Source organism: Streptomyces sp. CB02400, assembly GCF_001905725.1.
GTDB lineage: Bacteria > Actinomycetota > Actinomycetes > Streptomycetales > Streptomycetaceae > Streptomyces > Streptomyces atrovirens.
The window spans coordinates 150,327-163,204 of sequence record NZ_LIWB01000014.1; the positions used below are offsets into that span (position 1 = coordinate 150,327).

At 75.5% G+C, this 12,878-nt stretch carries 9 protein-coding genes; 5 read left to right on the forward strand and 4 right to left on the reverse strand.

Annotated features, from left to right (window positions below):
- Positions 1-94: 94 nt before the first annotated feature.
- The 4 genes from AMK33_RS28865 to AMK33_RS44975 form a co-directional block, all read right to left on the reverse strand.
- Complete coding sequence (locus tag AMK33_RS28865) at positions 95-697, reverse strand: Rv1733c family protein (protein ID WP_073935908.1); 603 nt, start codon at positions 695-697, stop codon at positions 95-97.
- A gap of 106 nt (positions 698-803) precedes the next feature.
- Positions 804-1,877: a zinc-dependent alcohol dehydrogenase family protein gene (locus AMK33_RS28870; RefSeq protein ID WP_073935909.1), complete on the reverse strand. Its 1,074-nt coding sequence runs from the start codon at positions 1,875-1,877 to the stop codon at positions 804-806.
- A gap of 354 nt (positions 1,878-2,231) precedes the next feature.
- Positions 2,232-6,563 carry a cation-translocating P-type ATPase gene (locus AMK33_RS28875; protein ID WP_073935910.1) on the reverse strand — a complete coding sequence of 1,444 codons (4,332 nt, stop codon included), beginning with the start codon at positions 6,561-6,563 and terminating at the stop codon, positions 2,232-2,234.
- 24 nt (positions 6,564-6,587) lie between these two features.
- Complete coding sequence (locus AMK33_RS44975; protein ID WP_327379956.1) at positions 6,588-7,448, reverse strand: hypothetical protein; 861 nt, start codon at positions 7,446-7,448, stop codon at positions 6,588-6,590.
- 187 nt (positions 7,449-7,635) lie between these two features.
- Between AMK33_RS44975 and AMK33_RS28885 the strand changes: the two genes are divergently transcribed.
- From AMK33_RS28885 to AMK33_RS28905, 5 genes are all read left to right on the forward strand, one after another.
- On the forward strand, positions 7,636-8,325 hold the full coding sequence (locus AMK33_RS28885; protein WP_079195005.1) for a nucleotidyltransferase family protein: 690 nt from the start codon (positions 7,636-7,638) through the stop codon (positions 8,323-8,325).
- Positions 8,326-8,346: 21 nt separating this feature from the next.
- Positions 8,347-8,634, forward strand: a complete 288-nt coding sequence (locus tag AMK33_RS28890) for a BON domain-containing protein (protein WP_073935911.1) — start codon at positions 8,347-8,349, stop codon at positions 8,632-8,634.
- Complete coding sequence (locus AMK33_RS28895) at positions 8,631-9,398, forward strand: metallophosphoesterase family protein (RefSeq protein ID WP_073935912.1); 768 nt, start codon at positions 8,631-8,633, stop codon at positions 9,396-9,398. The genes AMK33_RS28890 and AMK33_RS28895 overlap by 4 nt, the downstream gene beginning before the upstream one ends.
- A 267-nt stretch (positions 9,399-9,665) precedes the next feature.
- Complete coding sequence (locus AMK33_RS28900) at positions 9,666-11,330, forward strand: alkaline phosphatase D family protein (RefSeq protein WP_073935913.1); 1,665 nt, start codon at positions 9,666-9,668, stop codon at positions 11,328-11,330.
- A 157-nt stretch (positions 11,331-11,487) separates the two neighbouring features.
- Entirely contained in the window at positions 11,488-12,858 is a 1,371-nt protein-coding gene (locus tag AMK33_RS28905) for a trypsin-like serine protease (RefSeq protein ID WP_073935914.1), read from the forward strand.
- Positions 12,859-12,878 lie beyond the last annotated feature (20 nt).

Genomic DNA, 12,878 nt, shown 5'->3' on the forward strand with positions numbered 1-12,878 from the left:
CGGGATTTGTCGGCGGCGTCCCTCCGGCCGTCCCCAGCAGCGGTTCGGCCTGTCCCGTGAGGATGCCGGACAGGACGGTGTGCGCCGTCGCGGCTCAGCCCGTCATGCGTTTGCGCCATGACGGTTCGACCTGGCGCCACTCGGTCTCCCATTCGGCCAGGCGCCGCAGTCGCAGCCGGGCGCGGGCGAGCCAGCCGGCGAGCAGGACCAGTCCCCCGGCGGCGACGGCGACCGTGATACCGGCCATGACGGTCTGGAACTGTGCTTCCGCGCCGACGGGTGGTGCGGAGACCAGTCGGCCCGCGGGGTCCGTCCACACGGTGACCTCGGTGCCCGCCGGGCTCCCCGGGTCGACCTCGGCCCGGCCCGTGCGGCCGGTGCCGTCGGGGGCGGTCCACCGCACCTTGGTCCATACGCCGCCGTCGCCGTCCCCGTCCTGCGTCACCGACGCGGACGGCCCGGCGGCGTCCTCGACCAGTACGGCGGGTACGGGGGTGGTCCGCTCCCGGCGCTCGGCGAGCGACCCGTCCACGGCCCCGGCCGCCGTCAGGCCGGAGAACGCCCCGAGCAGCAGGGCGAGAACGACCGCGGCGAGCACCAGCCAGGCCTCGGCCAGATCGCTGCGGCGGCGCAGCGGGTTCCTCCGCCACCGCCACAGCCGCACCCTCCGTGGCCTCGTACCCTGCGTCCTCGCCATCGGAGGTCACCTCCTCGCGCGGGTGACGAACGGCGCCTCACTCCAGGGTGGACCCGGTCGCCCCGCTCCCGCATGGGCCGAACGGCCCGGTCCGCCGGTGCGCCCGTCAGACCGTCGGGTGCGCGGGCACCACCTCGTGCTGCGGAACGCCGAGGACGACCTTGAGCGCCCCGGTCTCGGCGGCGTTGCCGAAGACGTCGTAGGCCTCCTGCATGTGGTCGAGCGGGAACGTGTGGGTGACCAGCCGGCGGGTGGGCAGCCGGCCGGCGGCCGCCATCCGCAGCAGGGTGGGGGTGGAGTGGGTGTCGACGAGTCCGGTGGTGATGGTGACGTTCTTGATCCACAGGTCCTCGAGGTGCAGCGTGGCGGGCGCGCCGTGCACACCGACGTTGGCCAGGTGCCCGCCGGGCCGCACCATACGGGTGCACAGCTCGAAGGTCTCGGGGGCGCCCACCGCCTCGATGACCACGTCCGCACCGAGCTCGCCGGTGAGGTCCGCGACGAGCTGCTCGGGGCCCTCGCCCGCGTCGGCCACGGCGTCGGCGCCGAACTCCTTCGCGGCCTGGAGCCGGGAGGCGGCCACGTCCACGGCGACGACGCGTTCGGGACCGAACAGCCGGGCGGTGGCGATCGCGGCGAGCCCGACGGGGCCGGCGCCGACCACGACGACCGTGTCACCTGGACGGACCCGCCCGTTGAGCACACCCACCTCGTAGGCGGTGGGGAAGATGTCGGCCAGCAGCACGGCATCCTCGTTGTCGACGGCACCGGGCAGCGGGTACACCGACAGGTCGGCGTAGGGGACGCGTACGTATTCGGCCTGGGTGCCGTCGATCAGGTGGCCGAGGACCCAGCCTCCGCCGCCCCGGCACTGGCCGTACATGCTCTCGCGGCAGTAGCCGCAGCGCCCGCAGGCGGAGATGCAGGAGACCAGGACGCGGTCCCCGGGGCGTACGGTGCGGACGTCGCCGCCGGTCTCGACGATCTCGCCGACCGCCTCGTGGCCGAGGACGGTGCCCGGGCGGACCTCGGGCACGTCGCCCCTGAGGATGTGCAGGTCCGTGCCGCAGATGGTGACGGCGTCGACGCGGACGATGGCGTCGCCGGGTTCTTTGACGGCCGGGTCGGGGACCTCCTCCCAGGCGGACTGCCCGGGGCCGTGGAAGACGTAGCCCTTCATGCCGATCCTCGTCCTTCTCGGTCTGCGGTGGGCTTCGGCGTCGGGCGCGTTCGCCCGCGCCGGCGGGGTTCCGGGTGGGTGCCGGGGGCGCCCCGCACTTCCAGTGTGGGTGCGGGGCGCCGGATTCGCTCGGGGCGGGCGGTTCCCTGTCACGTCGTCGGGGCGGCCCCGGGATTCCACGCCCCGCGTTGCGCGGACGTCCGAGCCTTTTCTCGCCCCCGCCACCCCTTCCCGTCCCTGGGGGCTCCGCCCCCAGACCCCCTTCGCGCAGTTCCCCGCGCCCCTATATGCCCAGACCCCTTCGCGCCCGCGCGGCGGAGCCGTATGCCGGCACAGCCCCGCGGCCCTGCGGGGTCAGGCCACCGGGCGGGCGATTCCGCTGGTCAGCAGGTGGCGGGTCTGCCTCGCGGAGTCGCTCAGGCGCAGGGCGAGACGGGAGGTGAGGGCGTACAGGTGGCGTACCGCTTCGAGGCGTTCCAGGCGTGGGGCGAGGGCCGACAGGGTGATGGCCAGGGCGACGCCCGCCCAGGCGACGGGGCCGAGCGGGGTGCAGCCGAAGAAGTGGCTGACGCCCGGGGTCTGGACGAGGGCGGCGAGCACGGCGGCGGAGCCCAGGGCCGTCACCCACACCAGGGGGCTGTGGCGGCGCCCGGAGAGGGTCTGTACCAGCTGGGCGCCGACCACTCCGCACAGGGCCATCGTGGTGGAGCGGCGTTCGGTGCCGGGGGTGAGGCGGCCGATCAGATAGGCGGTGACCGCGCCGAGGCAGGTGGTGACGCCGCGGCGCCGGATGGAGCGCAGCAGGGGCGCGCCGAGGACGTCGAGGCCCATCGGGCCGGTCGCGGCGTGCGCCGCCGTCGACGGGTCGTCGCTCGGTGTCACCGCCACCGCCATGGCGGGGAACATGTCGGTGAGCAGGTTGACCAGGAGGAGCTGACGGGTCGACAGCGGTGAGGACCCGGCGAGCAGGGTGCCCAGCACGCTGAAGCCGACCTCGCCCGCGTTGCCGCCGATGAGGATGCTGACCGCGTCGGCGACGCTGCGCCACAGCGCGCGGCCCTCGCCGACGGCGTCCACCAGGACGGACAGGTCGCCGGTGGTGAGCACCAGGTCGGCGGCGTTGCGGGCGGCGGCGGAGCCGCGGGCCTCGATGCCGACGCCCACGTCGGCGGCGCGGATGGCGGCGGCGTCGTTGGCGCCGTCGCCCGCCATCGCCACCACCCGGCCGGCCTGTTGCAGGGCCTCCACGACGTGGAGTTTCTGCTCGGGGGCGACGCGGGCGACGACTCCGGCGCCGTGCAGCGCGCGCGCCCGGTCGGAGCGGCCCATGGCGACCAGGTCGTCCCCGGTGACCACCTCCGTCTCCTCGGGCCAGCCCAGTTGCAGGGCGATGGCGCGGGCGGTCTCCGGGTGGTCGCCGGTGAGCATGACGGGCAGGATGCCGGCCCGGCGCAGGTCGGTGAGCAGTTCCCGCGAGGTGTCGCGCGGCACGTCGGCGAGGGCGATCAGCCCGGCGAACTCCAGGTCCGCGAGGTCGGCGTCGAGTTCGGCGTCCGCGTCGGACGCCCGGCAGGGACGCCGGGCGACGGCGAGGACGCGCAGTCCCTGGCCCGCCAGGGTGTGGGCGGCGTCGGCCGTCTCCTCGGGAAGGTCCCGGCAGGCGGGGAGGACCGTCTCGGGGGCGCCCTTGACGACGAGGAGTCCGTCGTCGCCGTCCCGGCCGACGGCGGCCGCGTAGCCGCGGCTGGCCTCGAAGGCCAGCTCGCCGTCGGCGGTCCAGCCGGTGTCGGGCGGGGCGACGTCGAGGACGGCCTCGTCGGTGGCGTGGGCGACCCGGCGCCCCTCGCCGGTCTCCTCCTGCGGGCAGGCGCGCGCGGCGAGCCGTACGACCGGTACGGCGTCCTCGGCGTCCGGGGCGAGGACGGTGCCGTCGGCGGTGGCCACCCGGACCAGGCGGAGCCGGTTCTCGGTGAGGGTGCCGGTCTTGTCGAAGCAGACGGTGTCGACCCGGCCGAGCGCCTCCAGGGTGCGCGGGGTGCGGACCAGCACGCCGCGCCGGGAGAGCCGGCGTGCGGCGGCCATCTGGGCGACGGTCGCGACCAGCGGCAGCCCTTCGGGGACGGCGGCGACGGCCACGGCGACACCGCCGCTGACGGCACGCCGTATCGGGCTGCCGCGCAGCAGGGACAGGCCGGTGACCAGCGCGCCGCCGGTGAGGGTCACCGGGAGGGCCTTACGGGTCAGTTCCTGCAGGCGGGCCTGGACTCCGGCGGGCGGTGGAACGCGGGCGGCCAGGGCGACGGCGCGGCCCGCCTCGGTGCGGTCACCGGTGTCCACGACGAGCGCGTCGGCGCGGCCGGCCACGACGGTGGTGCCCTCGAAGACCATGCAGGTCCGCCGGGCGACCGGCGCGCCCGGGGTCGGGTCCAGGGCCTTGGTCACGGGCAGCGACTCGCCGGTGAGTGATGACTCGTCGACCTCCAGCCCGTCCACCTCCAGCAGCCGCGCGTCCGCCGGTACGACGTCGCCGGCGCCGAGGCTGATCCGGTCCCCCGGCCGCAGCCGGGCGGCGTCGACGGTGACCGTGCGCCGGGAGGTGTCCTGCCGGCGGGCCTTGGGCCGCTGGTGGGCGGCGAGCCGGGCGAGCGCCCGTTCGGCGCGCAGCCGCTGGAGGCCGCCCGCGACCGCGTTGATGTCCATGGCGCCGACGACGAGCAGCGCGTCGACGAGCGAGCCGAGCAGCGCGGAGGCGACCGCCCCGGTGGCCAGGACGGGGGTGAGCGGGTCGTCGAGCTCGCGGCGGACGGCGCCGGCCGCCTGCCAGGTCCAGCGGGCGGGGGCGGCCGCGGGCGCGCGGGTGAGCCGTGCGGCCCGCTGCCGGGAGCGTTCGGCGAGCAGGGCGAGTCCGGTGGGTTCGGTGGGTTCGGCGTCGGTGCGGGTGCCGCGCAGCAGCTCGTGCGCCTCGTGCGGTTCCAGGGCGTGCCAGGGCACGTGCAGCCGGGGTTCGGGCGGTGTGGCGCGGGCCACGCGCAGGCCTTCCGTCCAGCCGGTGAGCAGGGCGCCCGCCGCCGCGATGTTCACGGGGGCGTGCCGGGTGAGCCGCTGCCACAACCGGCCGCCGGGTGTGCCGCCGCGGGCCACCATCAGCCCGGACAGGGCGGCGCCGGCCCGGGCCAGGGTCTGCGAGCGGCGGCCGACCCGGCGGGCCGCCGGGACGGCCGTCAGCAGGCGCCAGACGTCGGCCAGTCCGTTCGGGGCGAGCGCGTCGGCGCCCCAGGCGAGAGCCGAGCGCGCGTCCGTGAGGGCGATCGCCACATCGCCGGCGGGCAGTCCGTCCGCCACGTCGTCGTCGCCGTGCGCGGCCACGCGGGCGACGCTCACCACGATGTGCCCGTCGTTCTGCAGCGCCCGTACGACGTCGCCGAACGGCAGGTCGGCGGGGGCGACCTCGTCGGCCAGGCGGGTGATGTCCTTCAGGTCGGAGCCGCCGGTGACCACGACGTGCAGCCCGGCCCGGCGGGCCGCGTCGAGGACGGCCTCGGCGCAGGGGTCGACGGGGTCCTCGAACAGTGCGGGCTCTCCGTCGGAGGGCCGCGTCCGGCCGCGCAGGGCGTCGGCGTGCAGGACCAGGGAGTCGGCGATCTCCAGCTGCCGCAGCCGGCCGGCGCCGCGGACCAGGACGCCGGACCGGGCGAGGTGGGTGCCGAGGACCGCGTCGAAGGCTGCGGGACCGTAGCGCGCCGCCTTGGGGGAGCCGGCGAGGACGGCTTCGGCCGCCTCCCGGGTGTCGTGGGTGACGAGGAGGGTGGCGGCGGCGCCCGCGACGCTGCCGGTGCCGGCGTGGGCCGCGTACGCCTGGGCGGGCGTCACCCGCAGGGGCGGTCGGGTGCCGGCGGGGCAGGGGATGCTGGTGCGCCGTTCGAGGCAGACGTCGTCGTGCAGGGCCTCGAAGGCGGCGGCCCGGGCGGTCGCCTCGGTCAGCTGGCCGGTGCGCAGCAGTCCGTCGAGCACCAGAGACGCCGGGGACTGTCCGGCGCCGTGCGCGGCGGCGTTGGCGGCGGCGAGGAGGAGTTCCATGCCGCCGCGGCCGAACCGCTGCCGCAGCAGGGCCCGGAAGCGGGGGTTCTCGCGCAGCAGGGTGACGGCGGCGGTGACCGCCTTGGGGCTGCGGGGCAGGCCCAGTGACCGGCCCGCCAGGGCGCCGGCCGCGCCGGCGGCGTCCAGCAGCAGCGCGGTGGCGGCGATCCGCACCTCGCGGGGGTCGCCGGGGTGGGCCGTGTCGTCCTCGTCCTCGGGGCCCGCGTCCTCGGTCAGTCCGAGGCGGGCGGCGAGCGCGACGGCACGCTCGGTCACGCGGTCGCCGCCCGTGTCCGTCACGGCGGTCACCACGAGCCGGGACAGTCCTTCGTCCCAGTACGCCGTCAGCACGTCGGGGTGGTCGAGCAGTTCGGCGGCGACCTTGCGGGCGAGCGGGGCGGCGGCACCGTCCGGGTGCCGCAGGGCCAGGTGGACGCGGTGTCCGGCCCGCCAGTGCCGGCCGCCGCCGAGGGCGTTGCGTGCGACGTGGCCGAGGCGGCGCGTCGTGTCGTGGACGGACGTCATGCCCTGTGCGGTGCCGCGGGCGGCGCCTGCGGCGACTCCCGCCACGGCCCCGGCGAGGGGGGCGACGTCGAAGCGTGTGAGCATCTGCGGGATCCCGTTGTTCGTGGCTCAGCCGGTGTGACGGGCGTCGCGCGACTGCCCGGGGGCGTTGTCCCGGTCCGGGTCGGGGTCGGGGTGCGTGCCGTGGTGCCGGGCGGCCCCGGCGACCTGTTCGGCGGTGCCGCCCACCTCGGCGGGCTGCTCGCGCACAGGGGACTCCGCCCGGCCGCCCCGGTCGCGGGAGGGGTCGGGGTGCGTGCCGTGGTGCCGGGCGGCCCCGGCGTCCTGTTCGAGCGCCGAGGCGGTGTCCCCCGCCCTGGCGGGCTCGTCGCCCACAGGGTGCTCCGCCCGACCGCCCCGGTCCGGGCGGGGGGCGAGGTGGGCGCCGTGGTGTCGGGTGGCGTCGGCGACCTGTTTGAGGGCCGAGGCGGTGGCGGTGTCGCCCACCTTGGCGGGCTGGTCGTGCACGGGGTGTTCCGTCCGGCCGGTGCGGTCGCGGGAGGGGGTGAGCCGGTCGCCGGGGCCCGTGGGCGGGCGGTCGGCCGGTGTTCCGTGTCGGCCGTCCGCGTCGGCCGGCGGCTCCGCGTCCGGCTCGCCGGCGGGCCACTGTGTGAGGCCCTCCCCGTCGCCGTCGGGCCGCTGTGCGGGGCGCGGCTGGGTGAGCCAGGCTACGGCCGCGCCGGTCAGCGCCACCGGCCACTCGACGACGCCGGCCACGCCGAGCACCCCGGCTCCGGCGTAGACGGCCATCCGGCGTCCGCGCGGGGAGACCGCGCCGATCGCGTCCAGGGCTCCACCGGTCACCCTTCCCACCTGCTCCGCGCCCGGCAGATGCCGCAGGCCCGAGGCGACGGCCCGCAGGGGCTGCGGAAGATCGGACGGACGGGACGTGTCCTGCTCCATGTCGGCCTCCACGGGCGAGTCCCTCACGGGCACTCATCACCTTCCCTGCCTTTTGCCCCATATTCAGCCGTGACCGGACGAAGCGCCTTTCTTGTACGCCCTCGGCGGCGAGGGCGCCGCCTTTCCCCGCGCCCGTGTCGGAACGGGCACGCCGGGTACTAGGTGCAGGCACACAGCGGCCGTGCGGACCGTCCGGCCGACGAAGGGAGTGGTCATGACGGAGAACGGCGAGGACGCCACGCTCGCCCGGCCCCCGGGGACCCGGGAGCTCCGTCTGGCCACGGACGCCCCGGGACCGGTGCCGGCGCACACCGTGCGGAGCGGTACACCGGATCGGGAGGACGACCCCGAGCTGCCCCGCGACCGCAATCAGGCGATCCTGGAGGCGGCCAAGCAGGTCGGCGCGGTGCTCAAGCGGGGCGGGCACCTGTTCGCCCTGGCCGGCAGCGTCGCCGTCCACGCCCACGGCGGCAGCGGGAACCTCCAGCACGACGTCGACTTCTGTGTCCGGCCCGAGGACGCCGAGTCGGTGGCCGCCACGCTCCGCGAGGCCGGGCTGACGGTGTACACCCCGCCCGAGGACTGGCTGATCAAGGCCACCTGCTTCGGCCAGGACGTGGACATCATCTTCGAGCTGGCGCACCGGCCCGTCTCCACCGAGATGCTCCGGCGGGCGCGGGAACTCCCGGTGGAGTCGGTGCGCATGCCGGTCCTGGCGCCCACCGATCTGCTGACCGGCCTGCTGGCCGCCTTCTCGGAGCACCACTGCGACTTCGGGGCCGTCCTGCCCATCGCCCGCGCCCTGCGCGAGAAGGTCGACTGGGAGCGGGTACGGAGCGACTGCGGGGACGAGCCCATGCCGGCCGCCTTCTTCTTCCTCCTGGAACGCCTGAACGTCATCTGAACGTCCGCGGAAGGAACGCTCATGAACACCCAAGACGCCGGATCCGCAGGCGGCACACCGGCGGCGTCGAGCCCGGAGTACCGCGTCGCCCACCTCCACGACCGTCTCGCCTCCGGCGAGCTCGGCGAACTCGGTGTGCGGGTCGAGGTCCGCGGCGGGGCCGTACTGGTCACCGGGACCGTCCCCTCGGCCCAGTGCCGCGAGGACGTCCTGAGCATGGTGCGCGAGGAGCTCACCGGGCTCGAGGTGCACTGGGACATCGTGGTCAGCGAGACCGCGTCACCCGATCACGCGGAGGAGCTGTCATGATCCGGATCGCCGCCGTCGGCGACATCCACATGGGGCCCGACACCCGGGGCACGCTCCGCCCCGCGTTCGACACCCTGCCCGAGTGCGCCGACCTCCTGCTGCTGGCCGGGGACCTCACCCGGCACGGCACCGTCGAGGAGGCCGACGTGGTGGCCGACGAGATCCGGGGCCTGGGGGTTCCCGTGGTCGCCGTGCTCGGCAACCACGACCACCACGACGACCGGCAGGACGAGGTCACGGCCGTCCTGCGGGACGCCGGCGCCCATGTCCTGGAGGGGGAGTCGGCGGTCGTACGGGCCGGTGACGCGCGCGTCGGGGTGGCCGGCACCAAGGGGTTCGGCGGCGGGTTCGTCGGGGCGAGCGCCGGGGAGTTCGGCGAGCCGGTGATGAAGGAGTTCGTGCGCCTCTCCCGCCGGTGCGCCGACGGCCTGCGGGCCTCGCTGGAGAAGCTGGGCCAGGAGGGCTGCGACGTCCGGATCGCCCTCACCCACTACTCCCCCGTGCCGGAGACCCTGGCCGGGGAGCCGCTGGAGATCTACCCGTTCCTGGGCAGCTATCTGCTGGCCGAGGCGATCGACACGGCCGGCGCCGATCTCGCCGTGCACGGGCACGCGCACGCCGGCAGTGAGCACGGCATGACGACGGGGGGCGTGAAGGTGCGCAACGTCGCCCAGCCGGTCATCGGCCGCGCCTTCCACGTCTACCACCTGCCGGTCCGCGACCGCGTGGGCGCCGGCACCGGCACGGGGGCGGCCACCGTCTGAGCCCGCCCGCCGCCCCAGCGCCGCCGGTCGCACCGGCGGCGCTTTTCTCTGTCCCGGGGCCGGGTCCGTACAGGTCCTCCCGTGTGAACACCCCGCAAGGCGCGCACTCTTTGCGCATTTTGTCTGCTTAACATACGGACTCCGTGTCCCGTGGTCCGCGTCGCCACACACGCGCCCGGGGCACGGCCGCGCTCGCCTGCCCGCGTCGCCGCCGGCCTGCGCCTCACGTCCCTCCTCCCCGCCCGGCTCCGTACGAGAGGACACCAGATGGCGCTGTCGGGCCGTACCGGACCGTCGTCCGCGCTCGCCCTCACCCCGCACGACGCCGAACTGCGCGCCGCCGCACGGCATCCGGCCCGCCGTCGCTTCCTCACCCTCACCGCCGCGGCCGCCGCCCTCGCCTTCACCACCAACCTCCCCGCGCGCGGCGCCTTCGCCGCGCCCCGGCTCGACGCGGCCCGCGTCACCGAGGACCCGTTCACGCTCGGCGTCGCCTCCGGGGACCCGCTGCCCGACTCGGTGCTCATCTGGACCCGGCTGGCCCCGGCCCCCTTCGAACCGGACGGAGGTCTCGGTCAGCAGCGGGTGGAGGTCTCCTGGGAAGTGGCGCTCGACGAGTCCTTCGTCCTGGTCGTGCGGCGGGGCACCGCCCTCGCCCACCCCGAGTACGCGCACAGCGTGCGCGTCGACGTGAAGGGCCTGGAACCGGGCGGCCACTACTACTACCGGTTCCGTACGGGCACCTGGATCAGCCCCACCGGCCGCACCCGTACCGCTCCCCCGGCCGGCGCCGGCACCGCGGGCCTGAGACTGGCGGCGGTCGCCTGCCAGGCGTACCACGACGGCTACTACACGGTGCACCGGCACCTAGCGCAGGAGGACGTCGACGTGGTGTTCCACCTCGGCGACTACCTGTACGAGTACGCCGTGAACTCCGCGGGCGGCGCCCGCGGTTACACCGACGTCGTGCTGCCGTCCGTGTTCAACCGCGAGACGACGACCCTGGCGGACTACCGGATGCGCTACGCGCTCTACAAGGGCGACCCCGACCTGCGGGCCGCGCACGCCGCCCACCCGTTCGTCGTCACCTGGGACGACCACGAGACCGAGAACAACTACGCGGCCGACGCCGACGAGAACGGCAGCGACCCGGCGCTGTTCCTGGCCCGCCGCGCCGCCGCCTACCGCGCCTACTGGGAGAACCAGCCGCTGCGCGCCGACCAGCTCCCCGAGGGCCCCGACGCCCAGCTGTTCCGCCGGCTGCACTGGGGCACCCTCGCCCAGTTCGACATCCTCGACACCCGCCAGTACCGCTCCGACCAGGCCTACGACGACACCCCGCACGTGCCCGGACCCGAGTCGGACGACCCGGCGCGCACCCTCACCGGGGACGCCCAGGAGCGCTGGCTGCTCGACGGGTGGGGCGCGTCGACGGCGCTGTGGAACGTGATGCCCCAGCAGGTGTGCTTCTCCCAGCGCAAGCTGGACCTGAACGCCGAGGCGAAGGTCTCCATGGACGCCTGGGACGGCTACCGCGCGAGCCGCGGCCGTCTGGTCGCGGGCGCGAAGGCGGCCGGTGTCGACAACTGGCTGGTCCTCACCGGTGACGTCCATGTCGCGTACGCCTTCGACATCAAGGACGACTTCGACGACCCCGGCTCCGCCACTCTGGGCACGGAGCTGACCTGCACCTCCGTCGCCAGCGGCCGCGACGGCGCGGAGCACCCGGCCAACTGGGACACCTACCTGCGGGCCAATCCGCACCTGAGGTTCTACGACGGCCGGCGCGGCTATGTGCGCGTCGAGCTGGGCCGGGAGAACGCGCGGGCCGATTTCCGTGTCGTGCCGGTCGTGACGACGCCGGGCGCCGCCGTCTCCACGGCCGCCTCCTTCGTCACCGAGGCGGGCTCGCCGGGTCTGACGCCGGTGTGACCCGTCCGGGTGACCGCCGGGGCGCGCCGGTACTGCACCCGGGTCCGTTCGGGTCACCGACGCGGTGAATCCGGCGTGTCCTGACATCGTGCCGGGCGTCACGGGCAAGGTCTGAGTCGCCTCCGCAGCTTCGCCACCATTGAAGGAGACGTACCGAATGGTCCTCAGACACGCCCGGGCCGCGCGCCGGTCGGCGTTCACGGCGCTCGGCGCCCTCGTCCTCGCCGGACTCCCTTACGCCGCCGCGGCCGATGCCACGCCCGCGGCGGGGCCGACGCCCGGCGCCGCCCAGACCCTGGGCGCCGACCGGCCGTCGCCCCATCTGCTCGCCGCCCTCCGGCGCGACCTGAAGCTGGACGAGGCCCAGGCCTCCGAACGGCTGGTCAACGAGGCCGAGGCGGGTTCCCGGGCGGGCCGGCTGCGCAACGCGCTCGGCGACCGGTTCGCCGGTGCCTGGGTGCGCGGCAAGACGGCCGAGCAGCTCACGGTCGCGACCACCGACGCCAAGGACGTACCGGCCATCGAGGCCGAGGGCGCCACGGCCAAGGTGGTCCAGCGGACGCTGGCCGGCCTGGAGGCGGCCAAGGCGAAGCTGGACGCGGCGGCCGAGCGCGTCAACACCCTCGACACGCCCGTCTGGTACGTCGACGTACCGGAGAACCGGATCATGGTGCAGGCGACGAGTCAGGAGGCCGGCAACGCCTTCGTCAAGGCCGCGGGGCTCGAAGGCGCGGACGTCGGCATCCGGATGACGACGGTACGGCCGCGCCTGCTGCAGGACATCACCGGCGGCGACGCCTTCTACATCAACGACTCCGCGCGCTGCTCGGTCGGCTTCTCCGTGACCCGGGGCGAGCAGCCGGGCTTCGTCACCGCCGGTCACTGCGGCAGGGCCGGCGCGACCACGACCGGGTACGACCGCACCGCGCAGGGCGTCTTCCAGGCCTCCGTCTTCCCCGGCGAGGACATGGCGTGGGTGGCGACCGACGACCAGTGGACGCCCACGCCCGACGTCAAGGCGCAGGACGGCCAGGAGGTGCAGGTCACCGGTTCGGCGCAGGCGCTCGTCGGGGCGTCGGTGTGCCGTTCCGGCTCGACCACCGGATGGCACTGCGGGACCATCGAGCAGCACGACACCAGCGTCAGCTACCCCGAGGGCACGGTCGACGGGCTGACCCGGACGACGGTGTGCGCCGAGCCGGGCGACTCCGGCGGGCCGTACGTCGCGGGCGCGCAGGCGCAGGGCGTCACCTCCGGCGGTTCCGGTGACTGCACGAGCGGCGGTACGACGTTCTACCAGCCGGTCAACCCGATCCTCGGCGACTTCGGGCTCACCCTGACCACCGCCGCCGCGCAGACGGCGCCGGACCAGCAGGAGGGCGGCGCCGGGGCGTGGACCGCGGGCCGGGTCTACGAGGTGGGCGCCACGGTGACCCGTGACGGTGTGACGTACCAGTGCCTGCAGACCCACCAGGCGCAGGGCGCGTGGGCGCCCGCCGGCACTCCGGCGCTGTGGCAGCGGCTGTGACGGCGTGACCGTACGGCGCC